The organism is Fusicatenibacter saccharivorans, assembly GCF_027667425.1.
Classification (GTDB): domain Bacteria; phylum Bacillota; class Clostridia; order Lachnospirales; family Lachnospiraceae; genus Fusicatenibacter; species Fusicatenibacter saccharivorans.
On sequence record NZ_JAQEGR010000002.1, the window covers coordinates 247,023 to 270,698 of the forward strand.

The window sequence follows — 23,676 nt, forward strand, 5'->3', positions numbered from 1 at the left end:
AAGTAAAGAAGGAAAAAGACAATGGTTAAAATTATTATGCATGGCTGCAACGGCCATATGGGACAGGTCATCACCGGCCTGGTAAAAGAAGATGCAAATGCAGAAATCATAGCCGGAATCGATATGAACGACAACGGCCAGAACGATTATCCGGTATTCAAAAGCCTGGCAGAATGCGATGTTCCGGCAGACGTAGTCGTTGACTTTTCTTCCTACAAGGCAGCCGACGCACTGCTCGATGCCTGCAAGGAGAAAAAACTTCCACTCGTCCTCTGCACCACAGGCCTCACCGAGGATCAGCTCAAAAAAGTGCAGGAGACCAGCAAAGAAATCCCGGTTCTCCGCTCTGCAAATATGTCCCTTGGTGTGAATACGCTGATGAAACTGGTACAGGCAGCTGCAAAAGTGCTTGCCGAAGCAGGCTTTGATATGGAGATCGTGGAGAAACACCACAAACTGAAATGCGACGCTCCAAGCGGAACCGCCATCGCCCTGGCAGACAGCCTGAACGCGGCAATGGACAACCAGTACCACTACGTATACGACAGAAGCCAGCGCCACGAGCAGCGTGACTCGAAAGAAATCGGAATCTCTGCTGTACGCGGCGGCACCATCGTCGGAGATCACGACGTCATCTTCGCAGGCCCGGACGAGGTTGTTACCCTGTCCCACAGGGCATATTCCAAGGGAGTTTTTGGAAAAGGTGCTGTAGAGGCCGCAAAATTCCTGGCTGGAAAGCCAGCCGGTATGTATGATATGCAGGATGTGATTGCCGCGAAGTAAGGCAGAAGCAGGAAATAGAAAAGATAAAAAAGAAGGCAGGCTGTGTGCAGTTGCACAGCCTGCCTTCTTTCGAGCTGCTTTTCTGTTTTAGCCAATGAGTTTTTTCACTTATGCAGCGTAATAGGAATACGTTCCTCTGTCAAAAAATCTATTTCAGCTCCCGTTCCGCTTTTTCCCAGAGCTCTTCGTCAAGATCAGTCAGCGCCAGTGCATCCGCAAGTTCCCGCACCCGTTTTACCGTGAGATAAAAGTAATTGATACCGCAGGTCAGCGTCCGCTTTAAGGAGCGGGCAAGTACACTGCCGTGGGTTTCCAGTTCGGCACGGTCGAACTCGGCGAGATAGCCCTCGAGATCATAGGGGATCTGAAAACATTCGATCTGCCATGTGCTGTTTTCCAACGTCAGAATTGCGAAGTGCGCATGGCCGCCGACATCATCAAGCGCAAGCCCAAGAGATCCTGGATTCAGATACGTTTTTCCTGCGTATTCTTTCTGTTCCTGCTTGTGGCTGTGGCCGCCAAGCAGGATGGAGGCATCGAGATTTTCCAGATGAGAAAGCAGGAGCTCCGGATGCAGCCCGAAATTCCCTCGGATTTCACCAGGTGCGCCGTGGCAGAGCCGAAGTGCCGGGAAAAGGGATTCACGGCAGGTGTCCGGTGTAACTTCTTCCTGCGGCACAAAAACGGGAACCAGTTTCCCGGCTTCATCCAGCTTTCCAATCAGAACACCGTCTGTCGGCAGCTGCTCAAAAAATTTTAGATCCTGATCGGTAAGATTCCGAAACGTGTAATCCAGAAGCCCGCTCGTCGAAGAACCCGCCTTCCAGTTCTGCGGCTGCCAGAGATTCTCAAGCAGATATTCCTCCCGGTTGCCGCGCACCAGATAGCACGGAAACTCCTCCTGCATTTCGCGGAGCACCCCCATCATCCTCTGCGGAAACGGCCCATCCGTCACAAAATCCCCCAGCCCGATGATACCGTCAATTTGCTGCCTGCGAAGAAACTCCATCACCTTCGAGAGTGCATAATAATTCCCATGAAGATCACTGATTACTGCTAATTTCATGTGTTTTCCTTTCTATGTCAAAATCATAAAATGCGAGATACTGTCTTGATTTTATCAAATGGTGAGAAGGAACGCAATTTATAAAAATATAAGCCAGGCAATTGATGAAATGATGGAAGACAGCAAAACGGAAGGCATTGAAAAAGGCAAACTTGAGGTGTTATCAAATTTATTAAAAAAAGGAACGATCAGCATTCAGGATGCCGCCGACTGTATGGCAGTGTCTGTGGCGGAATTTAAGAAGCTGGTCAATAAGTATCCCATCTGATTCCGAAAAACCTGCTGACAGAAAAAGCATGTTATGATAAGATCAAAGGCAGAGAGTTTCGAATATATTTACTGTCGGAGGGAATGTATGATTAATCGGGAAGACATGCTGGAGCTGACGAGGAGGATGACGCCGGCGCGGACTTCGTTTGTGCGGATGGCGGGTTGCTATACGGATTCGGATGGGGAGTATGACGGCAGTTTCAACATTCATTTTCTGAAACTGTCCGGTTCGGAAAAGGCCAGGAATCTGGCGATTGCCAAGAAAATTCCGTTTGCGGAATCGAATGAGAAGCTGCGGGAATACCGTTTTCCGGAAACATCCCAGGGGCCGGGCAGTATCTGGCAGATGCTGATGGCGCTGCGGGAATGCGGACTGAAGAACGATGCGCTGTTGGAAACGTTCTATGATATCCTGATCGAAGGATTGCAGATTCACGGGGCTTATGCCATTTACATGTTTTATGACCGGTATGATATTCCTGCAAAGGCTTCCGATAAAGAGCGCCTGGGGGAATCCGAGGAGATGTTCCCCTATCTGATCTGCGCTGTCTGCCCGCTGGTTGGAGAATACGAGCCGGGAAATCCTATCTGTGGATTCCTGTTCCCTGCCTTTGTGGACCGGAGCGGAGATCTGGAACGGGTTGATATTTATGCAGAGCGTGCAGCGTGGGGCGATCGGATGGCCAGCATTCTTGGCGCGAAGGGCAGAAAATTCAGATGCGGTCTGTAAAAGAAAAAATCAAAATTGACGGATTAAACCAGGTGCTGATGTGCCTGGCAGTAAAAAAACTTCCCGGCGAACCTGCATATATCGTTCGCCAAGGGAAGTTTTTTAGATACGGGAGCAGCAGAAGTGCATATTTACTGTGCCATCCCCGCTCCATTCTGTGTAGTTGCTCCGTTTTCCTGCGGATTCTGCGTCTCATTGTCGCCGCCGCTTACCACATCGTCCACCGCGCGGCCGACATCCTCAACGCCCTCACCGACACCACGGGTCACATCTTCAGCGGCGTCGCCGACATCATCCCCAAGGGTATTTCCATCCCCGGTATTTGTACCGTTCGTACCGTTGGCATTCCCATCGGTGCCCTCCGTCACATCATTTACATTGTCGTTTGACGGCATCTCTGTCGTATTGACATCGTTTCTGTTATCCGTCTGTCCCATGTCGCTCTCCGTGTTGGTATTGCCATTTCCGGTGTCATTCGTGGTGTTGTTTCCACAGGCCGTCATCCCGGCCAGTAATACCGCCAATGCCAGCGTCATACACACTCTTCTGATTTTTCTCATCTTCAAAATCTCCTTTCCCTAACAGTGTCTGGACAGTTGCTAGTATTTGAAAAATGCCGGAAAATATACGGAAAAAAGAGGCTTTTGGAAATCTTGACAAAGGAAGAAAAAAACACTAAAACAAAAAGTACGAAAACGGACTAAAAACGAAAACAGGATATATCGAAATGGAAGTCAATCCGGCAAACCGGCGGGAAAAAATCATCAGTCTGACTGAAACGGGAAAACAGCATGCGAGAGAGCTGGTTCTTCCGCTGTTTCAGTCCGAGGAGGAAGCTGCGGCGCAGTTTACGGAGCAGGAGATGAAAGAAGTAATCCGGATGCAGGAAAAATTTGCCGACGCACTGGCAAAGAGTATGGAGGAAAAGGTATCCATAGTTCACAATCTGTCCGCTTCGTGATATGATAACAGCAGAATTCGAAAAGGAGAGAAAGAGAATGAAAGAAGAACTGAAGAAATCCCTTCGCACCTACGGCGCCCTGCTGCTGCTCGGTGTGACCGGCGTTCCGCTCGGTGCGGCAGTCGGTCTGATTGAGGCGCTGTTCTGCCGTCTGCTTTTGAAAGTCACGGCTGTTCGCGTGGCACATCTTTTCTGGTGTCTGCCGTTTCTCGCTATGGCAGGTCTTGTGATCGTGGCAGTCAATCAGAAATTCGGTGGCAGGGGAAAAGGAGGCATGAGTCTGATTTTTGATGTAGCGTATGAGGAGGAGACAGAGCTTCCGCTTCGCATGATTCCGCTGGCAATGCTCTCAACGGCGTTGACGCATCTGTTCGGTGGAAGCGCCGGCCGCGAGGGCGTTGCCGTTCAGATCGGTGCTGTGTTTTCCTATTTTGCCGGCAAAAAATTACCGTTTAAAAACGCGCCCGGTATCTTTCTGATAACCGGTATGGCCGCCGGCTTTGCGGGCATGTTCGGAACGCCGATTGCAGCTGTGATCTTTGCGGTAGAGGTGCTCGCTGCGGGTGAAATGCGGTACGAGGCACTGCTTCCGGCGTTTACCGCATCTTTCTCTGCGAGCGCTGTAGCTTCCCTGCTTGGAATCCGCAAAGAAAATCTGGCTGTCCACATCAGTGAAAGCCTGACACCGTTCCTGCTGGTACGTCTGATTACACTTGGTATTATTTTTGGAATCACAGGCGGCCTCTTCGCCTGGTGCTTAAAGCACACGAAAAAATATCTCGGCGAAAAAATCAAAAATCCGCTGGTACGTGTTTTCTCCATCGGTGTTATCCTTAGCATTCTGTTCCTGCTTCTGTACCGCGGACGGTATTGCGGCTTTGGAACGAATCTGGTGGAAGCGGTATTTCATGGGGAAAAGGTATATGCATATGACTGGGCGCTGAAATTTATCCTGACAATTCTGACGCTGTCCGCCGGGTTTCAGGGCGGCGAGGTAACACCGCTGTTTACCATCGGAGCAACCCTGGGAGCAGTCCTTGGCAATCTGTTCGGTATTCCGGTGGAGCTTTCCGCGGCGCTTGGCTATGCGGCGGTTTTCGGTGGCGGAACCAATACCTTACTGGCGCCTATTTTCATCGGCGGCGAGATTTTTGGCTACGATTATCTGCCATATTTCTTTATTGTCTGTACCGCGGCCTACGTATTCAACCGCAACAGCTCGATCTATTCCCGCCAGAAACTGACGAAATACAGCTGCTGATAACAGAAACGTCACAAAGTTATCACACACCGTTACGTGTTACAGTTCACTGGTGCCCAGCGAACTGTAACATTCGCAACCCTCATTTAAAGTTTTGCTTCGCAAAAGGAGGGTTGCTCACACCTGAAACATGTTCTTACGCAGCGAAACAGCAAGTGTTTCACTGCTGAGTGAACAGTAACGGTTACGTTACGATACGGGTTGACGCGTTTCCGGGAATGAGGTTATACTAGAGGTATCATATACGAAAAAGGAGTAACGAATTATGAAAGGTATCGTACTTGCCGGAGGTTCCGGCACACGTCTTTATCCGTTAACTATGGTAACATCGAAACAGCTTCTCCCGATCTATGACAAGCCGATGATCTATTATCCGCTGTCTGTTCTTATGAATGCAGGCATCCGCGACATCCTGATTATCTCCACCCCGCAGGACACCCCGCGTTTCGAGGCACTGCTCGGTGACGGCCATCAGTTCGGTGTACAGCTTTCCTACAAGGTACAGCCAAGCCCGGACGGACTGGCACAGGCCTTCATCATCGGCGAGGAGTTCATCGGGGATGATTCCGTTGCCATGGTGCTCGGCGACAACATCTTCTTCGGACACGGTCTGAACAAACGCCTGAAAGCAGCAGTAGAAAACGCTGAGACCGGAAAAGGCGCAACCGTATTCGGCTATTATGTAGATGATCCGGAGCGTTTCGGAATCGTAGAATTTGACTCCGAGGGAAAAGCCATCTCCATCGAAGAGAAACCGGAGAAACCGAAATCAAACTATTGTGTTACAGGTCTGTATTTCTATGACAACAAAGTCGTAGAGTATGCAAAGAACCTGAAACCGTCACCGCGCGGAGAGCTTGAGATCACCGACCTGAACCGGATCTATCTGGAAGACGGCAGTCTGAACGTTGAGCTTCTCGGACAGGGCTTCACCTGGCTGGATACCGGTACACATGAGAGTCTGGTAGAGGCAACCAACTTCGTAAAAACCATCGAGACGCATCAGCACCGCAAGATTGCGTGCCTGGAGGAGATCGGTTACCTGAACGGCTGGATCGGCAAAGACCAGCTTCTGACCGACATCGAACCACTGAAGAAAAATCAGTACGGCCAGTATCTGATGGATGTGATGAACGGAAAATATATCGACAAATAAAAGCGAACAGCGTTGAAGAAAACTGCCCCGGAAGAAAAATCCGGGGCAGTTTTTGAAAAAAATGCTTGACCATGACATAACGTCATCCTTTATACTCATGGTACAAACAGAAAATCAGACTGAAAAACAAGAGACAGACAAAACATAACGATAACAAAATCAGAAAAAAGGAGAACCATTATGAGAGTATTTGTAACAGGTGTAAAAGGCCAGCTCGGCCATGACGTCATGAATGAACTTGCAAAACGCGGTCATGAAGGAATCGGCGTTGATATTGAAGAAATGGATATCACCGATGCAGAAAGCGTAAGAAAAGTCATTACCGAAGCAAACCCGGATGTCGTAATCCACTGTGCAGCATGGACCGCTGTAGACCTTGCTGAGGATGATGACAAAAAAGAAAAAGTACATCAGGTCAATGCAGTCGGAACCGAGAATATCGCAAAAGTCTGCCATGACCTTGACTGCAAAATGATCTACATCTCCACCGACTACGTATTCGACGGCCAGGGTACCCGCCCGTGGGAGCCGGATGATGAGCGTCATCCGCTGAACGTATACGGCCAGACGAAATACGAGGGAGAGCTCGCGGTAGAGAAATGGGTGAAAAAATTCTACATCGTCCGCATCGCATGGGTATTCGGCGTGAACGGAAAGAACTTCATCAAGACCATGCTGAACCTTGGAAAGACACACGATCATCTGACTGTTGTAGATGATCAGGTAGGAAGCCCGACCTACACCTACGACCTGTCCCGCCTGCTTGTCGACATGGCAGAGAAAGAGAACTACGGCCGCTACCATGCAACAAACGAGGGACTCTGCTCCTGGTATGAGTTCGCCTGCGAGATTTTCAAACAGGCCGCTGAGATCGATCCGGCTTACGGAAAAGTAAGTGTATCACCGGTAAGCTCTGACCAGTACCCGGCAAAAGCAAAACGTCCGTCCAACAGCCGCATGAGCAAAGAGAAACTGACCGAGAACGGATTCGAAAAACTGCCGACCTGGCAGGATGCGCTGCACAGATATCTGCGCGAGATCGAATTCTGATAGCAAACCCCGAAAATAACGCAAGTTTCTGAGATTGCTATAAACATTTCCAATAGGCGGAGCCCCAGGTAAAACGGGGGCTCCTTTTTCTTATGCCAAACCCATGCATTTAACAGGGAGAATGCCCTTTTTTCTTTTGTGAATATTGACAGAAAATGCCGTTAAATTTCTCACATCGGATCCGAGTATTTCTGTTGACATTTGAACATGAAATTGCCATTATGAGAGCAGAATCTTTACGTATCCGGCGGGGGCAGGAACGTGAAGACAACAGAAGAAGGTATGGGGGATCAAACAATGAAAAAGAGTCTGTTTTATCGGGTAAAAAAGATGCCGCCATCTGCGCAGACCATGCTGCTGTTTGCCGTCGAGGGTGTATTTCTGCAATATATCACATCGATCAACGGTTTCGGCCTGAATCTGTATGCGACAAACATGGGTGCAACCGACAGTCAGATCGGCATTATCCAGATGGTGCCGAACATTGTAGCGTGTGCAGCACTGCTGCCGCTTGGAATTCTGGCGGATCGTCTGAAGTCGACAAAGACGATACCGATGCTTACGCTTCTTGTGATGTGTGCCGGCTATGCATTTCTTGGAAGTGTACCGGCACTCGGCGAGAGATGTATGGAGCTGTTTTTTGTATCACTGGCATTTACTGCGGGGGCACTTGCTATTTACAATGCGCAGTGGCAGGCAATGTTCGGTGCTGCGGTTTCACTGCGGCAGCGAAACGATGTCTATGCCTTTCGGAATCAGTTCATGTTTGTGATTGGCATTCTTGCACCGGTGATCTGCGGGATTCTGATGGGAAGATGCCACACGGCCGATGGAAAACTTCTGGTACTCCGAAGCTTCTTTTATCTGTGTGCTGTCTGTGTTCTGCTGCAGGCCGCTGCAATCAAAAAAATTCCGGTGAAACAGCAGGAGGAGGGCAAAGCTCCGGCAGAAGCGGGAAATGCATCCTCACGTTTTTCTGTTTCTGACCTGCTGGAGGCGATCACAAGTGTGGGAAAAAATAAAGCATTGCGCTGGTTCTTCGTGCCGGTGGTCTTTTTCTATATCACCTGGCAGCTTGACTGGAGCATGTGGTATTTAGGACAGGTCAAATATTGCAAAATGTCGGAGATGACACTTTCCATCTGCAACGGTGTTTTCAATATCGGTCAGCTTGCGGCAGTTGGAATGATCGCGAAGGTTGTCCGGAAAAAATCGCCGGATTTTGCACTGATTTTCGCCGGGATCGGTCTTTGCTTCTGCCCGGTTATCATGATTCTGGCTCCTCATCTGCCCCTGGCGTACCGCGGGGTTGCTTTTATTGTTCTGATGACGGTTCTGAATGCTCCGCAGTGTGCCGTTGCACTTTGTACGATACAGATTCTCTTAAATGCCGCGCCGGAAAAGAACCGTTCGCTTTTGATCAGCCTCTTTACGATGATTACAACGCTGACCAACAGTGTTCTGCCGCTGCTTGGTGTCCGTCTGTATACGGCACTTGGGGCAGATCTTACGGCACTGTACCGGTTCAATCTGATAGATCTTGGGGTTCGCATTTTATCCACACTCGGGCTGGTATGGCGTTATCAGAAGGCGAAAAAAGATGGCTTTCTGACCAAGATTTCGGATTGAGACGGGCCGTAAAAGCCGAAAATAACATTTACAACAGGAACGATATCGTGTATGATAAATGTGGTTTTCTTTGCACGTATGGAAAAGAGAAGCGCAAAAAGGAGTTTAAACAATGAAATGGAATAAATTTACATTAAAAACAAGATCGGAAGTGGAAGACATTGTGATCTCTACTCTGGCCGATGTGGGAATCGAAGGCGTGGAAATTCAGGACAAACAGCCTTTGACCGAGAGCGACAAACAGCAGATGTTCGTAGATATCATGCCGGATATTCCGGATGACGACGGCATTGCCTACCTGAATTTTTACCTCGATGTGGATGAGGACAAGGAGAAGGTTCTTGCAGATGTCCGCGCGGCACTTGCAGAAATGCAGGAGTTCCTGGACCTTGGAGAGTGCACCATCACAGAGTCTGAGACAGAGGACAAGGACTGGATCAACAACTGGAAACAGTATTTCAAACAGTTCTATGTGGACGACATTCTGATCATCCCGTCCTGGGAGGAAGTAAAGCCGGAAGACCGGGATAAAATGATCATCCATATCGATCCGGGCACAGCCTTTGGAACGGGTATGCATGAGACAACACAGCTTTGCATCCGTCAGTTAAAGAAATATGTGACAAAGGATACCGAGCTGCTTGATGTCGGAACCGGAAGCGGTATTCTTTCGATTATTGCACTGAAGCTTGGTGCGCGTCATGCGGTCGGAACAGACCTCGATCCGTGTGCGGTTCCTGCGGTTGAGGAAAACAAAGAAGTCAATGGAATTCCGGTAGAAGCTTTTGATATGATGATCGGAAATATCATTGATGACAAAGAAGTACAGGACAGAGTCGGATACGAGAAATACGATATCGTTACCGCCAATATTCTTGCAGATGTTCTCGTTCCGCTGACGCCGGTAATCGTACACCAGATGAAGCCGGGCGCTGTTTATATCACATCCGGCATTCTCGATGTGAAAGAGGAAGTTGTCAAAGAGGCAGTCGTTGCAGCGGGACTTGAAGTGGTTGAAGTTACACATCAGGGCGAATGGGTTTCTGTTACAGCAAGAAAACCGATGTAAATTAAGAAAAGCGAAACACCAGAAGAGAAAGAGAACAGATTCATGTACCGTTTTTTTGTAGAAGAAAGTCAGATTTATGACGGCACTGTCCACATCACGGGCAGTGACGTTAATCACATCAAAAATGTGCTCCGCATGCGGCCGGGCGAAAAAATACTGGTCAGTACCGGAGGCGAAAAGGAATATCATTGTGCCGTTTCGGATTTCCCGGAAGGGGAGGTTCTTGCCGCAGTAGAAGAAGTCACAGCAGCAGACAGAGAACTCCCGTCCGGAATTGTACTGTTTCAGGGTCTGCCAAAAGGTGACAAAATGGAACTGATCATCCAAAAAGCAGTGGAACTTGGTGCGACGGAAATTGTTCCGGTGGAGATGAAACGCTGCGTTGTGAAGCTGGACCGGAAAAAGGCGGAAAAGAAAGCAGAGCGTTGGCAGACGATCGCGCTTGGTGCGGCAAAGCAGTCCAAACGGATGCAGATTCCGACGGTACACATGCCTGTTACATTTCAGCAGGCGCTTGCAATGATGGCAGAATCAGACGTTCGCCTGATGCCGTATGAGAACGCAGAGGGGATGGAAGGAACGAGAAGAATTCTGGAATCCATTGAACCGGGTGAATCTATTGCGATCCTGATCGGACCGGAGGGCGGCATCGACGAAGCGGAAGTGGAAATGGCCATGAAGGAAAAGGTAGAGCCGATTACGCTCGGAAAGCGCATTCTGCGCACGGAAACGGCCGGAATGACCGTGCTTTCCATTCTGGTGTATCTTTTAGAAGGAAGGGAACGAACAAGATAATGGAAGCATATCTGGACAATTCCGCAACCACCTGTGTTTATCAGGAAACCGCAGATCTCGTCTGTGATCTGATGGTAAATCATTATGGAAATCCGTCTGCGATGCATCAAAAAGGGGTAGAAGCAGAACAATATATCAGAACCGCCCAGGAAACGCTGGCAAAGATTCTGAAAGTCAAAGAAAAAGAAATTTTCTTTACCTCCGGTGGCACAGAGTCCGACAACTGGGCGCTCGTCGGAACAGCAATGGCAAATAAGAGAACGGGAAACCACATCATCACAAGCGCGATCGAGCACCCGGCCGTGTCGGCACCGCTGGCATTTCTGGAGGAGCAGGGATTCCGTATTACGCGCCTGCCGGTAAATAAAGAAGGCCTTGTGGATGTGAACGAACTCGAAGAAGCGATCACGCCGGAGACGATTCTCGTTTCGATTATGTATGTCAACAATGAGATCGGTGCTGTTGAGCCAATCGGGGAGATCGGACGCAGAATCAAGGCGAAAAATCCGAAAACGTATTTTCATGTCGATGCGATCCAGGCGTTCGGCAAATACCGGATTTATCCGAAACGGATGGGCATCGACATGCTCTCCGTGAGCGGCCACAAGATCCACGGACCGAAGGGAAGCGGCTTTTTATATATTGATGAGAAAGTAAAAATCCGTCCGCTGATCTTAGGCGGCGGCCAGCAGAACGGCATGCGTTCCGGAACCGACAATGTGCCGGGCATCGCAGGCCTTGCGAAATCCGCTGAGATCGTTTACAGGCATTTTGACGAGCAGACTGCGCAGATGCGTGCCTGTAAACACCGTCTGATCGAAGGCTTGCGGGAGCTGGACGATGTGGTCATCCATGGCATGCCGGAAGAAGAGGGTGCGCCGCAGATTGTCAATGCATCGTTCTTAAATGTGCGTAGTGAAGTGCTGCTGCACACGCTGGAGGACCGCCAGATCTACGTTTCCGCCGGAAGCGCCTGCTCATCACACAAGAGAGCCGGAAGCCCGACGCTGACTGCCATCGGCGCATCGAAAGCCGAGATGGAGTCTGCCGTGCGGTTCAGCTTCAGCGAATTTACGACACTGGAACAGATTGATTACACCCTGGATACGCTGCGCGAGGTACTGCCGATGCTGCGCAGATTTACCAGGAAATAATAGAAAGAGGAAAATTATGATTACAATACAGCCGGAAATTGAAATCCTGAGCACCGAATCCTACGAGGATATGCTGCGCCGGATCGAGAAAATCGGAAGAGTCTGCTACAAGAGCGAGGAGCGCATTGGAGAAGGCACTGCAGAGAAATTCATCGCAGGCATCATCAAACGCGGCCATGAATCCGTCATTGAGCACGGCTCCATCACCGTAAAAGTAACGTGCGACCGCGGCGTGACCCATGAGATCGTCCGCCACCGTATCGCAAGCTACAGCCAGGAGAGCACCCGCTACTGCAACTATTCGAAAGATAAATTTGGAAACCAGATCACCTGTATCGATCTGGCAACCGGATTTTCCTATGATCTGGACGACGAGAACGACCGTAAAAAATACGAGGTATGGCAGAAAGCAATGGAAGCTGCAGAGCAGTATTACTTCCAGATGCTCGAACTCGGAGCAAAGCCGGAGGAGGCAAGAAGCATTCTTCCGAACTCCCTGAAAACCGAGATCGTCATGACCATGAACTTAAGAGAGTGGCGCCACTTTATCCGGCTTCGAAGCGCCAACGCCGCACATCCGCAGATGCGTCAGGTATCTGACCTGATCCTGAAGAAATTTTCTGAGGAATATCCTCTGTTCTTCCGCGATCTGGCTGAGAAAAAAGGAGAATAAAAAACGATGATGTACAAAGCATTTCTGGTAAAATATGCCGAGATCGGCATTAAAGGAAAGAACCGTCATCTGTTCGAGAAAGCGCTCTGCGTACAGATGGAGCACGCGCTTGCCCCGGTAGACGGAAATTTCCAGGTCACCCGTGAGATGGGACGAATCTATGTCAACACCGAAGGAGACTTTGATTACGAGGGCGCTGTCGATGCGCTGACAAGAGTTTTCGGTATCGCCGAGATCTGCCCGGTTGTCATTTTAGAGGACACCGGCTTTGAAGATCTGGCAGAGGCAGTGGTTTCCTACGTGAAAGAGCTGTACCCGAGCGAGGAGAAAACCTTTAAGGTATGCGCACGCCGTGCGAACAAAAACTATCCGATGCACACAATGGAAGTCAACTGCGAGCTGGGCGGCCGCATCCTCGATGTCTGCCCGAACCTCAAAGTAGACGTTCACGAGCCGGATATCTATCTGAACGTCGAGCTGCGTCAGAAGATTTATCTGTACTGCGAGAGCATCGCAGGCCCTGGCGGTATGCCGGTCGGCACAAACGGACAGGCCATGCTGCTGCTTTCCGGCGGTATCGACAGCCCGGTTGCCGGATACATGATCGCAAAACGCGGTGTTAAGATTGATGCCGTTTACTTCCACGCTCCGCCGTACACCAGCGAGAGAGCCAAACAGAAGGTTGTGGATCTTGCAAAACTTGTTGCACGCTACAGCGGCCCGATCCGTCTGCATGTGGTCAACTTCACCGAGATCCAGCTTGCAATCTACGAAAAATGCCCGCACGACGAGCTGACCATCATCATGCGCCGTTATATGATGAAGATCGCAGAAGCGTTTGCACGTCAGGACAAATGCCTTGGCCTGATCACCGGAGAGAGTATCGGACAGGTGGCAAGCCAGACGATGCATTCCCTCGCCGTTACCAACGAAGTCTGCACCATGCCGGTCTTCCGTCCGCTGATCGGTTTCGACAAACAGGAGATCGTCGATATTTCCGAAAAAATCGGTACGTACGAGACATCTGTTCTGCCGTATGAGGACTGCTGCACGATCTTCGTTGCAAAGCATCCGGTGACAAAACCGAACCTGAATGTCATCAAATGCTCCGAGCGCCATCTGGACGACGTGATCGACGAGATGATGGAACGCGCAGTTTCTACCGCAGAGACGATCGAGGTCTGCTAAGGAAAACTTGCTTTAAAGAACAAAAAGGCCGGATCTTGTTTTGGGGGTTCTGAAAAACAAGATCCGGTCCTGATGATAAACAAAGACAAAAAAAGAGCCGCGGCGAGTGCGCGGCCCTTATGTTCTATCGTAATTATACAATGTACGGAGCAAGAACATCAAGTACGGTCTGAAGAGCATCTCCATCAGCATGGACGTTCAGGTCGATCGGTTTGGAAAGGTCGAGGCTGAAGATTCCCATGATGGATTTTGCGTCGATTACGTATCTTCCGGATACCAGATCGAAATCAAAATCGAATTTGGAAATGTCGTTGACGAAAGATTTTACTTTGTCGATAGAATTAAGAGAAATCTGTACTGTTTTCATGTTTGTAATCCTCCCTGTTATTTGGTTAACATTATTTATTACCCTCATTTAACAGCTTTATCTTACCGTCTGGAGGGGAAAAAGTCAATGCGAAAACATACAAAGATAAAGTGGAATCTTCGTGATTTTTAATAATAAAGATGAAGAAGAAAGGAGTATGGCATGAAAAAAACGGTAGCTTTGCATAATCTTGGGTGTAAAGTGAACGCATATGAGCTGGAAGCCATCCAGCAGCTCCTCGAAAACAGAGGGTACGAGATCGTGCCTTTTGCACCGGGAGCGGATGTTTACATTATCAATACGTGTACCGTGACGAACATTGCGGACCGGAAATCGCGGCAGATGCTGCACAAAGCGAAAAAGATGAATCCCGATGCGGTTGTCGTGGCCTGCGGCTGTTATGTGCAGGCGGCTGGGGAAAAACTCGAAGAGGATACGGCGATTGATCTGATCATCGGAAATAATAAGAAGAAAGATCTTGTGGATATTCTGGAAAACTTTCTGGCAGAACGTGAGGACGGTGGAAAACCATCCAACGCGGAGGGTAAGAGCTTCCTCGTGGATATGACACACAACCGTGAGTACGAGACACTCTCGATCAGCAAAACGGCGGAGCACACCCGCGCATTCCTGAAAGTACAGGATGGATGCAATCAGTTCTGTACTTATTGTATTATCCCGTACGCGCGCGGCAGAGTCAGAAGCCGCCGCCAGAGTGATGTGGTAGAAGAAGTAAAACGTCTGGCAGAGGCCGGTTATCAGGAAGTAGTGCTGACGGGTATCCACCTTTCCTCCTACGGACTCGATTTCCCGGAGGGCGAAAAAGAGACGCTGCTCGACCTCATCCGTGCTGTTGATGCAGTGGACGGCATCAGAAGAATCCGTCTCGGATCCCTGGAGCCGGGCATCATCACCGAAGAGTTTGCAGAGGCGATCGCCGCAATGCCGAAGGTGTGCCCGCATTTCCATCTTTCGCTGCAGAGCGGAAGCAATGGAACACTGAAGCGGATGAACCGGAAATATACCGCAGAAGAATACAAACACAAATGCGATCTTCTGCGTAAGGTATATGGAAATCCGGCGCTGACGACCGATGTGATTGTCGGTTTCCCGCAGGAGAGTGAGGAGGAGTTTGAAGAGTCGCGCGCCTTTGTCGAGGACATTCATTTCTTCGAGACTCACATCTTCAAGTATTCGAGAAGAGAAGGCACCCGCGCCGCAGCGATGACAGGCCAGATTCCGGAGCAGGAGAAGACGAAGCGCAGCCATGTTCTGCTGGAACTGGACGAGAGACGGAGACAGGAATATATGGAAGGCTTCTTCGGAAAAGAGCTGGAAGTGCTCATGGAAGAAGAAGTCGAGATCGACGGCGTCCGTTACTGGACGGGACATACGAGAGAATATCTGCGCGTTGTCGTTCTTTCGGAAGAAAATCTCATGAATCAGATGGTGCTTGTCACCCCGTCGAGAATCCATGGAAAAGACTGTCTGATGTAGGAAATGATACCAATCCGGAAGATCTGATAGAAAAAAGAGCCGGAACGAAAAAGTTCGTTGCACTTTTTGAGGGTTCGTGGTAGAATAGCCCGTGAGCCTGCAAAAAAGGCGGACAGACGAAGAAGAAAAACAGCGGCTGGCAGAACGAACGAAGAAGTGAGGGATGTCGGCTGCTTTCGCGTCTAAAAAAAGTATAATCTGTAATTCGTAGTAATTCATAATGAAATGTTCGGCCGCAGATGCGGCAAAGGGTAAAAATCGTGATCAAAGAAGAGATTGTCAGAGAACTTTATGCAATTGCAGGGGAAGATGCGGTACAGACCGCAGAACCGATGAAAAATCATACGACCTTCCGCGTGGGCGGTCCGGCAGATTATTTCGTCGCTCCTCATACAGAAGAAGAAATTAGAAAAATCGTGGCTCTCTGCGAAGAAAAAGAGATCCCGTGGTTCGTCACCGGAAACGGCAGCAATCTCGTTGTAAGTGACGAGGGCTACCACGGTGTGATTCTTTCGGTTTACAAAAACTTTCAGGGAATCGAAGTGGAAGGAAACAGAATCCGGGCGAAAGCCGGAAGCATGCTCGTATCCATCAGCCGGGCGGCAAGAGAAGCCGGTCTTTCCGGTATGGAGTTTGCCTCCGGAATCCCTGGAACTTTAGGCGGCGGCGTCCGTATGAACGCGGGAGCCTACGGCGGAGAGATGAAGGATATTGTACAGAATGTCACTGTACTCACAAGAGAAGGTGAGATCCGGAAACTGGAAAAAGAAGAGCTCGGCTTCGGCTACCGTGCCAGCGTCATCAAAGACAGAGGCTACGTCGTACTTGGAGCAGAACTTATGCTTGTTCCGGGAGATAAAGAAGAAATTCTTGCCCGTATGCAGGAATTGAAAAACAAGCGGGTAGAGAAACAGCCGCTCGAGTATCCGAGCGCCGGCAGCGCATTCAAGCGGCCGGAAGGCTATTTCGCAGGCAAGCTTGTGATGGATGCCGGACTTTCCGGCTATGCAGTCGGCGGTGCAAAAGTATCGGAAAAACACTGCGGCTTTCTGATCAATGCAGGTGGTGCAACCGCATCGGATGTGATGGAACTGATCCGTCAGATCCAGGCAAAAGTAAAAGAACAGTTTGGCGTACAGCTTGAGCCGGAAATCCAGTTCCTCGGGGAATTCTGATTTTCGTTATCCACCAAAGGAGAAAAAACATGCGTTTTGTAATTGTGACCGGCATGTCCGGTGCGGGAAAAAGTACAGCGTTGAAAATGCTGGAGGACGCGGAATATTTCTGCGTCGATAACCTTCCGATCCCGCTGGTTGAAAAATTTGCACAGCTTACCGCCGACGGTACTTCCGGAGAAATCCAGAAAGTGGCAGTCGGAATCGATATCCGAAGCGGCCAGGCGCTCCCGGACCTGCAGAATGTTCTGGAGTGGATGAGCATCAACGGAATCTGCTATGAGATCCTGTTTCTGGACGCGTCCGATGACGTGCTGGTCAAACGATACAAAGAGACGAGAAGAACGCACCCGCTGGCAGGCCTTGGACGGGTGGATGAGGGAATTAGAAAAGAGCGCAAAGCACTTGAGTTCCTGAAAAAAGATGCGGACTACATTCTCGATACGAGCCAGCTTCTCACAAGAGAGCTGAAAGCGGAGCTCGATAAGATTTTCGTGCAGGATCAGAAATTCAAAAATCTGATGATTACCGTGCTCTCATTTGGATTCAAATACGGAATCCCGGCGGATTCGGACCTTGTTTTCGATGTGCGGTTCCTGCCGAATCCCTACTACGTAGAAGGCATGCGCCCGCTCTCCGGCAACGATGCTCCGGTGCGGGATTATGTGATGGGATTTGAGACAGCGCAGGTGTTTGCGGAAAAATTAGAGGATATGATCCGTTTTCTGATTCCGAATTATATTTCCGAGGGCAAGCATCAGCTCATTATCAGCATCGGCTGTACCGGTGGAAAACACCGTTCCGTAACCCTTGCCAACGAGCTGTACCGGCGTCTTTCCAACGCGAAGGACTATGGAATCCGGATTGAGCACCGGGATCTGGAAAAAGACGCCATCCGAAAAGGAATTTAGAGGTGGAAGGATGTCATTCTCAAGCGAGGTAAAAGAGGAATTATCGAGACATCTTCCGACGGCACGCCACTGCCAGATTGCGGAAACAGCGGCGATCCTGTCACTCTGCGGACAGATTTCCGAGAAGGACGGGACGATACGGATTCAGACAGAGAATGCGTATGTGGCAAGAAAGTACTTTACTTTATTGAAAAAAACATTTAATATAGAGGCAGAGCTTGCAGTTAAGCTGAATCAGAAGGAAAATACGTATCTGATCCGCGCAAATGACAGGGAAGAAACCTGTCAGATTCTGCAGGCAGTGAAGTTACACGAGACAGACCGGCAGTTAACAATGCCGATTCCGGCTGTTGTGGTACAGCGTCAGTGCTGCAAACGGGCATTTCTGCGGGGCGCATTTTTAGCGTCCGGTTCTATCAGCGATCCCAACCGGTTTTACCATCTCGAAATTGTCTGCCCCGATGCGCCGAGAGCAGAACAGGTGCAGGAACTTCTGAAAAGCTTTGGAATTGATGCACGGATCGTTCTCCGGAAAAACCACCATGTGGTTTATATGAAAGAAGGCGCACAGATTGTGGAGATGCTTGGCATCATGGAAGCCAACATCGCACTTATGAATCTGGAAAACGTGCGGATCTTAAAAGAAATGCGCGGCAGTGTCAACCGAAAGGTGAACTGTGAAACTGCCAACATCAACAAAACGGTCAGCGCGGCGATCCGCCAGATCGAAGATATCCGGTATATCGAAGAAACCACAGGCTTTTCTTCTCTGCCGGAACCGCTGGAGCAGATGGCAAGGCTCCGCTTACAATACCCGGAAGCATCGCTTCTGGAACTGGGCAAGATGTTAACGCCGGTTGTTGGTAAATCCGGAGTTAATCATAGATTAAGGAAACTAAAAGAGATTGCAGAAGATTTGCGAAGGAAACAAGGAGGAGAAGTATTATGATTAAGAAACCAATCACAATTCGTCTTTCAAGCGGCCTGGAGGCGAGACCAGTTGCCATGCTGGTACAGGTAGCGAGCCAGTACGAAAGTGAAATCTACGTCGAGAGCGGCAGAAAAAAAGTAAATGCGAAGAGCATTATGGGTATGATGACACTTGGTCTGGACAATGGCGAGGAAGTTACCGTGACCGCAAACGGAAAAGACGAGAGCGAAGCCATGGACGGCGTTGAAAAATATTTAAGCAGTCCTTTTGCTGAATAATCTTACTGCACTTATAGCATGAACATAGAGCAAAACGGCATGTCAGAAAATTTTGACATGCCGTTTTGCTATGCTTTTTTATGTGAAATCAGACGAAAATCAGACCACGTTCTTCGCGCGGAACCAGTAGGTATAGAAATAGGAAAAACCGAGCGATTCATACAGTGTGATCGCAGGCGTGTTTCCCTCGACAACCTGAAGATATGCTTTCGTTGCACCGAGCCGGATTCCCTCGGAGAGGATTGTGCGGCAGATCGAGGAAGCGTAGTGGCGGTGGCGGTACGCAGGATGCACATGGATGGCATAGACACCGACGTAATCGCGGTCGCGGATGCCAAGGCCGGTGGCAACGATCGTTCCGGTTTCATCCTGGATGGAGGTACAGATGGTTTCTTTTGGAATAGCGCGGTACATCGAAGGAACGACCATGCGGTGCATCACGTTCGTCGTGCTCTTTAAAGCAAAGAGGCTGTCAATCCATTTCGGCGGGATAAAGCTGCTGACGGTCACGGCAACGGCAGGATCCTTTTTGGCAAAGTTCGCCAGATCCATTGTCATGACGTGCGTCGTGTGCTGGACTACATAGCCGCGGTCGGCGAGCATTGCATCAAAGCCGGGATTGACAAGCGGACTGATCTTGAAAATTGCCGGTGTACCCCAGCGACGGTAGATCTCCTCACAGTACTGCACTTTTTCCTCCACCGGAATCGTGGACGGCCCGATCTGCTCGACGCTGTTGGTCCGGTGTGTATAAAAATAAGAAAAACGAAGAATCCATCCGTCGTACAGCTCGATCTGGTGAGACGGCCATGCGTTCAGGGAAAGATCTTCGATGGTTTTGATCAGTGTATTCATATGAAAGTATTCCCCCTTTGGTTATGCATATAGTATAGAAGAAACAGGACAGATCTTCAAGAAAAAATCGAAAAATTCGACACGCGGAACCGGGCGGCCGGGACACGATGCGTAACGTTTTCTTGCATAATCGAAGAAAAGGGGTTATAATAGGGGGCAAAGACTGAGAATACAAGGAGAATTGAATATGTCAAAATTACTGAAGGTAATTGTGAATACGCTGCTTCTGCTTGCAATCCTGTCAGCAGGCGCACTGGTGATTCCGCCGTTTGCCGGCATCACGACACTTGTCTCAGACGGGATGGGAAATACCAACATTTCCCGCGGCGCTGTTACGTACGCAAAGAAGACAGATACGTCATCGGTTGCGACGGGAGACAAAATCCTGGTTGATGACAATTCCGGAAAGTATATCTATACGATACAGTCCCTCGACATCGCTGCCGGAACCGCATCCGTAAAAAATGTGATCAGTGGAGACACAACGGAAATTACCGTGAGAGCAACCGTGAGCAAAGTGATCATCACGATTCCGGTGATCGGCTTTCTGTCGATGGCGGCGCAGAGCAGAGAGGGAATCATGATCATCGGACTTGCCATTCTGTTTCTGGTCATTCTGTTCATCCTTTCCGAGGTATGGAAACGTGATGAAGAAGAGGATGAGGAAGAAGAGGAAGAAGACGAAGACGAGGACGATGAGAAAGCGTCCGAAGAGCTTCGCAGCAGAAAGAAAGCTGCTCTGGAAGAAAAAAAGAAACGGGAAGAACAGGAAATGATCGAACAGTTGAGAGCAGCCGACCAGAAAACGGCAGAAGAAGAGAAACAGGACGAATTTGAAATTCCGGATCTGGAAGAAGAAGAAACGGAGCAGGTGTCCTTTAATACCGTCGATCTGCAGAACCTTGTAAGAGGAGAAGAAACCGAAGAAATTCCGGAAGCCGTGGAAGAAACGGAAATCGTCGAAGAAGCTGCCGCAGAAGAAACAGCGGAAGAAGTGACAGAAGAAACCGAAGAAACGGAATCAGCAGAGCCGGAAACTGTGGAAGAAATCGAAGAGTTTGAAGAAACCATCGAAGAGCCGGAAGAAGAGCCGGAACCGGAATCGTCCGAACCGATCGAACTTGCCATGCCGGTTTACACGGCGGAAGAACTCCTCCAGAAGGCCCACGCAGCCGGAGATGACCCGAAAGTCATTGAAGATCCTGCAACCGGCATCACAATCTTAGATTATTCCGACATTCTGTAACTATTCAGAGCCATGCGAACGAAAAGAACGCGAATCATGCTTGCATGAATGGACGTTCTTTTCTTTTTGTTCATATGGCAAGAAGCCACATCGAGATGCATCGCAGCGGAATCGAGATGGGGCTCTGAATAGTTGGAAAACGTCAAAAAAGAGAGAGATATAGGAAAAGTGCACAACACGGCACCCCTGTATTTCTCTTTTTGCATAAAAACGGATAAATCGAAAAAAATAAAAAAAAACCTTGATTTTTCGCGTGCTTTCTTGTATACTAACAACTGTTGTGACATTGATAGCGTTGAAGCGCGAGGTTGCCGCTGAGAAACAGCGGGTTTTCCGTGGAGCGAATGTCAAGTTAAAGAAACTGGCGACAAGTCACTGTACCCACAATTAAGTCCACCTGTAAGAGTGGAAACGACCGTGTGCAAACATCAGGACACACACGGGTAAGTGTACAGTCACCGCTTGTCGTACTCGTAAAAGTGCGAAAAGGAGGCGACTTTTTTTATGGCAAGTCAAGTAATGAGAATTACACTGAAAGCGTATGATCATCAGTTAGTAGATGCATCTGCACAGAAAATTATCGAAACTGTAAAGAAGAACGGAGCAACGGTGAGCGGACCAGTACCGCTTCCAACGAAGAAAGAGGTAGTAACTATCCTTCGTGCCGTTCATAAGTACAAAGATTCCCGTGAACAGTTCGAGCAGAGAACCCACAAGAGACTGATTGATATCATCGCACCTACCCAGAAAACAGTGGATGCATTATCAAGACTGGAAATGCCGGCTGGTGTTTACATCGACATCAAGATGAAAAACAAATAAGATCAGCTGCAAAAAGTCCGGGATCAGCCCCCGGCCATCAATTAAGTAAGCAATAGATGATATAGAAGCAACACTCATTCGAAGGAATCAACATCCCTAAGGGTCATAGTGTTCCACTTATATCAACTGTTCGCTAGAATGAACTTCTTTATAATAGGAAGTTCCGCTGTAGATAAAACAGGAGGTAAAAGGAATGAAGAAAGCAATTTTAGCTACAAAAGTCGGAATGACTCAGATCTTCGACGAAAACGGTGTTTTAGTACCGGTAACTGTATTGCAGGCAGGTCCGTGTGTTGTAACACAGGTGAAAACCGCAGACAACGACGGGTACAGTGCAATTCAGGTAGGCTTCGGCGAGAAGAAAGAAAACCGTGTGAACAAACCGATGAAAGGCCAGTTCGCAAAAGCAGGTGTTTCCTGCAAGAGATATCTGAAAGAGTTCAGATTTGAAGATGCCGAAACCTATACATTAGGACAGGAAATCAAGGCCGATATCTTTGGCGCAGGCGACAAAATCGACGCTACTGCAACAAGCAAAGGTAAAGGATTCCAGGGTGCCATCAAGAGACATGGTCAGTCCAGAGGACCTATGGCTCATGGTTCCAAATATCATCGTCACGCAGGTTCCAATGGTGCTTGCTCCGATCCGAGTAAGGTATTCAAAGGAAAAAGAATGCCAGGACAGATGGGTGGAAAGAAAATCACCGTACAGAACCTGGAAATCGTAAAAGTTGACGTAGAGAACAATTTACTGTTAGTCAAAGGTGCTGTACCAGGACCGAAGAAATCCATGGTTACCATCAAAGAGACAGTAAAATGCGGTAAATAAGTTCGTTGAAAGGAGGAACACACGTAATGGCTAACGTATCTGTATTAAATATGGAAGGCAAAGAAGTTGGCAGCATGGAGCTTAATGATGCAGTGTTCGGTGTAGAAATCAACGAGCATCTGGTACATCAGGCTGTAGTGCTTCAGCTTGCAAATAATCGTCAGGGAACTCAGAAAGCTAAAACCCGTTCCGAAGTAAGCGGTGGCGGAAGAAAACCGTGGAGACAGAAAGGAACAGGTCACGCAAGACAGGGTTCAACAAGAGCTCCTCAGTGGACAGGCGGCGGAGTTGTATTCGCTCCAGTACCAAGAGATTACTCTTTCAAAATGAACAAGAAAGAGAAAAGAGCTGCATTAAAATCCGTTCTGACAAGCAAAGTTCAGGAGAACAAATTCATCGTTCTTGATGAGCTGAAACTTGCAGAGGTTAAAACAAAAGAGATGAAGAAAGTGCTTGATAACCTCAAAGTAAACAACGCACTGGTAATCATCGGAGATGACAGCGAAAACGTAGCACTTTCCGCAAGAAATATTGCCGGCGTTCAGACTGCATCTGTTAATACCATCAATGTATTCGACATGCTGAAATACAACACCATCATCGCAACCAAGAGCAGTGTTGCATCTATCGAGGAGGTGTACGCATAATGGCAGATATCAGATATTACGACGTAATCCTGAAACCAATCGTAACTGAGAAGAGCATGAACGCTATGGGCGAGAAGAAATACACATTTATGGTTCACCCGGAAGCAAACAAATCTCAGATTAAAGAAGCAGTTGAGAAAATGTTCGAAGGAACAAAAGTAAAAAGCGTAAACACCATGAACATGGACGGAAAGAACAAACGTCGTGGAATGGTAGTTGGAAAAACTGCAAAGAGCAAGAAAGCAATCGTTGCTCTGACCGAGGACAGCAAAGACATCGAAATCTTCGAAGGACTTTAATTAGCAGCTGTTCGAAATATGCACACATAAGTGC

General features: G+C 48.8%; 27 protein-coding genes. 23 read left to right on the plus strand and 4 right to left on the minus strand.

Features of this window, described 5'->3' with window-relative positions; all coding sequences use genetic code 11:
* Window positions 1-21 precede the first annotated feature (21 nt).
* Window positions 22-783 carry a 4-hydroxy-tetrahydrodipicolinate reductase gene (dapB, locus tag PGS38_RS03160; protein WP_270475908.1) on the plus strand — a complete coding sequence of 254 codons (762 nt, stop codon included), beginning with the start codon at window positions 22-24 and terminating at the stop codon, window positions 781-783.
* A gap of 148 nt (window positions 784-931) precedes the next feature.
* On the opposite strand, the gene PGS38_RS03165 is transcribed toward dapB, so the two are convergent.
* On the minus strand, window positions 932-1,849 hold the full coding sequence (locus PGS38_RS03165) for a metallophosphoesterase family protein (protein ID WP_270475909.1): 918 nt from the start codon (window positions 1,847-1,849) through the stop codon (window positions 932-934).
* Window positions 1,850-1,958: 109 nt separating this feature from the next.
* Here PGS38_RS03165 and PGS38_RS03170 point away from each other — a divergent pair, with 109 nt between their 5' ends.
* Both PGS38_RS03170 and PGS38_RS03175 read left to right on the plus strand, forming a co-directional pair.
* Window positions 1,959-2,117, plus strand: coding sequence for a hypothetical protein (locus tag PGS38_RS03170; protein WP_158565022.1), 159 nt, complete (start codon window positions 1,959-1,961; stop codon window positions 2,115-2,117).
* A gap of 87 nt (window positions 2,118-2,204) precedes the next feature.
* On the plus strand, window positions 2,205-2,849 hold the full coding sequence (locus PGS38_RS03175; protein ID WP_117761428.1) for a DUF4317 family protein: 645 nt from the start codon (window positions 2,205-2,207) through the stop codon (window positions 2,847-2,849).
* A gap of 131 nt (window positions 2,850-2,980) precedes the next feature.
* On the opposite strand, the gene PGS38_RS03180 is transcribed toward PGS38_RS03175, so the two are convergent.
* Window positions 2,981-3,409 (minus strand): hypothetical protein, encoded by a 429-nt coding sequence (locus PGS38_RS03180; protein WP_117804629.1) that lies wholly within the window; start codon window positions 3,407-3,409, stop codon window positions 2,981-2,983.
* A 167-nt stretch (window positions 3,410-3,576) separates the two neighbouring features.
* On the opposite strand from PGS38_RS03180, the gene PGS38_RS03185 reads away from it, so the two are divergent.
* The 10 genes from PGS38_RS03185 to thiI all read left to right on the plus strand — a co-directional run bounded on the left by PGS38_RS03185 (window position 3,577) and on the right by thiI (window position 13,785).
* Window positions 3,577-3,810, plus strand: a complete 234-nt coding sequence (locus PGS38_RS03185) for a helix-turn-helix domain-containing protein (RefSeq protein WP_270475912.1) — start codon at window positions 3,577-3,579, stop codon at window positions 3,808-3,810.
* Between the two features lie 37 nt (window positions 3,811-3,847).
* On the plus strand, window positions 3,848-5,071 hold the full coding sequence (locus tag PGS38_RS03190; protein WP_270475913.1) for a chloride channel protein: 1,224 nt from the start codon (window positions 3,848-3,850) through the stop codon (window positions 5,069-5,071).
* Between the two features lie 265 nt (window positions 5,072-5,336).
* Window positions 5,337-6,227 carry a glucose-1-phosphate thymidylyltransferase RfbA gene (gene rfbA / locus PGS38_RS03195; RefSeq protein WP_022461852.1) on the plus strand — a complete coding sequence of 297 codons (891 nt, stop codon included), beginning with the start codon at window positions 5,337-5,339 and terminating at the stop codon, window positions 6,225-6,227.
* Between the two features lie 180 nt (window positions 6,228-6,407).
* The gene (gene rfbD / locus PGS38_RS03200) at window positions 6,408-7,277 is read left to right on the plus strand and encodes a dTDP-4-dehydrorhamnose reductase (RefSeq protein WP_022461851.1); all 870 of its coding nucleotides are present in this window, start codon (window positions 6,408-6,410) and stop codon (window positions 7,275-7,277) included.
* Window positions 7,278-7,538: 261 nt separating this feature from the next.
* Complete coding sequence (locus PGS38_RS03205; protein WP_270475914.1) at window positions 7,539-8,906, plus strand: MFS transporter; 1,368 nt, start codon at window positions 7,539-7,541, stop codon at window positions 8,904-8,906.
* 112 nt (window positions 8,907-9,018) lie between these two features.
* Entirely contained in the window at window positions 9,019-9,975 is a 957-nt protein-coding gene (gene prmA / locus PGS38_RS03210) for a 50S ribosomal protein L11 methyltransferase (protein ID WP_022461849.1), read from the plus strand.
* Between the two features lie 42 nt (window positions 9,976-10,017).
* Window positions 10,018-10,770 carry a 16S rRNA (uracil(1498)-N(3))-methyltransferase gene (locus PGS38_RS03215; RefSeq protein WP_022461848.1) on the plus strand — a complete coding sequence of 251 codons (753 nt, stop codon included), beginning with the start codon at window positions 10,018-10,020 and terminating at the stop codon, window positions 10,768-10,770.
* On the plus strand, window positions 10,770-11,924 hold the full coding sequence (locus PGS38_RS03220) for a cysteine desulfurase family protein (protein WP_270475915.1): 1,155 nt from the start codon (window positions 10,770-10,772) through the stop codon (window positions 11,922-11,924). Before PGS38_RS03215 ends, PGS38_RS03220 begins: the two co-directional genes overlap by 1 nt.
* A 16-nt stretch (window positions 11,925-11,940) precedes the next feature.
* Entirely contained in the window at window positions 11,941-12,597 is a 657-nt protein-coding gene (gene thyX / locus PGS38_RS03225; RefSeq protein ID WP_022461846.1) for an FAD-dependent thymidylate synthase, read from the plus strand.
* 9 nt (window positions 12,598-12,606) lie between these two features.
* Window positions 12,607-13,785, plus strand: a complete 1,179-nt coding sequence (gene thiI / locus PGS38_RS03230) for a tRNA uracil 4-sulfurtransferase ThiI (RefSeq protein WP_119188705.1) — start codon at window positions 12,607-12,609, stop codon at window positions 13,783-13,785.
* Between the two features lie 133 nt (window positions 13,786-13,918).
* Here thiI and PGS38_RS03235 read toward each other — a convergent pair whose 3' ends face one another.
* Entirely contained in the window at window positions 13,919-14,152 is a 234-nt protein-coding gene (locus PGS38_RS03235) for an HPr family phosphocarrier protein (protein WP_022461844.1), read from the minus strand.
* A 162-nt stretch (window positions 14,153-14,314) separates the two neighbouring features.
* On the opposite strand from PGS38_RS03235, the gene mtaB reads away from it, so the two are divergent.
* The 5 genes from mtaB to PGS38_RS03260 all read left to right on the plus strand — a co-directional run bounded on the left by mtaB (window position 14,315) and on the right by PGS38_RS03260 (window position 18,944).
* Entirely contained in the window at window positions 14,315-15,649 is a 1,335-nt protein-coding gene (gene mtaB, locus PGS38_RS03240) for a tRNA (N(6)-L-threonylcarbamoyladenosine(37)-C(2))-methylthiotransferase MtaB (protein ID WP_270475917.1), read from the plus strand.
* Between the two features lie 263 nt (window positions 15,650-15,912).
* Window positions 15,913-16,824 carry a UDP-N-acetylmuramate dehydrogenase gene (gene murB / locus PGS38_RS03245; RefSeq protein ID WP_416388107.1) on the plus strand — a complete coding sequence of 304 codons (912 nt, stop codon included), beginning with the start codon at window positions 15,913-15,915 and terminating at the stop codon, window positions 16,822-16,824.
* Between the two features lie 29 nt (window positions 16,825-16,853).
* Window positions 16,854-17,735, plus strand: a complete 882-nt coding sequence (rapZ, locus tag PGS38_RS03250) for an RNase adapter RapZ (RefSeq protein ID WP_022461841.1) — start codon at window positions 16,854-16,856, stop codon at window positions 17,733-17,735.
* Window positions 17,736-17,745: 10 nt separating this feature from the next.
* Window positions 17,746-18,684: a DNA-binding protein WhiA gene (gene whiA, locus PGS38_RS03255; protein ID WP_117801362.1), complete on the plus strand. Its 939-nt coding sequence runs from the start codon at window positions 17,746-17,748 to the stop codon at window positions 18,682-18,684.
* The gene (locus tag PGS38_RS03260; RefSeq protein ID WP_022461839.1) at window positions 18,681-18,944 is read left to right on the plus strand and encodes an HPr family phosphocarrier protein; all 264 of its coding nucleotides are present in this window, start codon (window positions 18,681-18,683) and stop codon (window positions 18,942-18,944) included. The genes whiA and PGS38_RS03260 overlap by 4 nt, the downstream gene beginning before the upstream one ends.
* A 99-nt stretch (window positions 18,945-19,043) precedes the next feature.
* Here PGS38_RS03260 and PGS38_RS03265 read toward each other — a convergent pair whose 3' ends face one another.
* Window positions 19,044-19,799, minus strand: a complete 756-nt coding sequence (locus PGS38_RS03265) for a GNAT family N-acetyltransferase (RefSeq protein WP_117510467.1) — start codon at window positions 19,797-19,799, stop codon at window positions 19,044-19,046.
* Between the two features lie 187 nt (window positions 19,800-19,986).
* Between PGS38_RS03265 and PGS38_RS03270 the strand changes: the two genes are divergently transcribed.
* The 5 genes from PGS38_RS03270 to rplW all read left to right on the plus strand — a co-directional run bounded on the left by PGS38_RS03270 (window position 19,987) and on the right by rplW (window position 23,642).
* Complete coding sequence (locus PGS38_RS03270; RefSeq protein ID WP_117801364.1) at window positions 19,987-21,045, plus strand: hypothetical protein; 1,059 nt, start codon at window positions 19,987-19,989, stop codon at window positions 21,043-21,045.
* 504 nt (window positions 21,046-21,549) lie between these two features.
* The gene (gene rpsJ, locus PGS38_RS03275; RefSeq protein ID WP_117510469.1) at window positions 21,550-21,867 is read left to right on the plus strand and encodes a 30S ribosomal protein S10; all 318 of its coding nucleotides are present in this window, start codon (window positions 21,550-21,552) and stop codon (window positions 21,865-21,867) included.
* Window positions 21,868-22,060: 193 nt separating this feature from the next.
* The gene (gene rplC / locus PGS38_RS03280; protein WP_022461666.1) at window positions 22,061-22,696 is read left to right on the plus strand and encodes a 50S ribosomal protein L3; all 636 of its coding nucleotides are present in this window, start codon (window positions 22,061-22,063) and stop codon (window positions 22,694-22,696) included.
* A gap of 26 nt (window positions 22,697-22,722) precedes the next feature.
* Window positions 22,723-23,343 carry a 50S ribosomal protein L4 gene (gene rplD / locus PGS38_RS03285; RefSeq protein ID WP_022461665.1) on the plus strand — a complete coding sequence of 207 codons (621 nt, stop codon included), beginning with the start codon at window positions 22,723-22,725 and terminating at the stop codon, window positions 23,341-23,343.
* A complete protein-coding gene (gene rplW / locus PGS38_RS03290) occupies window positions 23,343-23,642 on the plus strand; it encodes a 50S ribosomal protein L23 (protein ID WP_022461664.1) in 300 nt (99 codons plus the stop codon). Before rplD ends, rplW begins: the two co-directional genes overlap by 1 nt.
* Window positions 23,643-23,676: the final 34 nt, after the last annotated feature.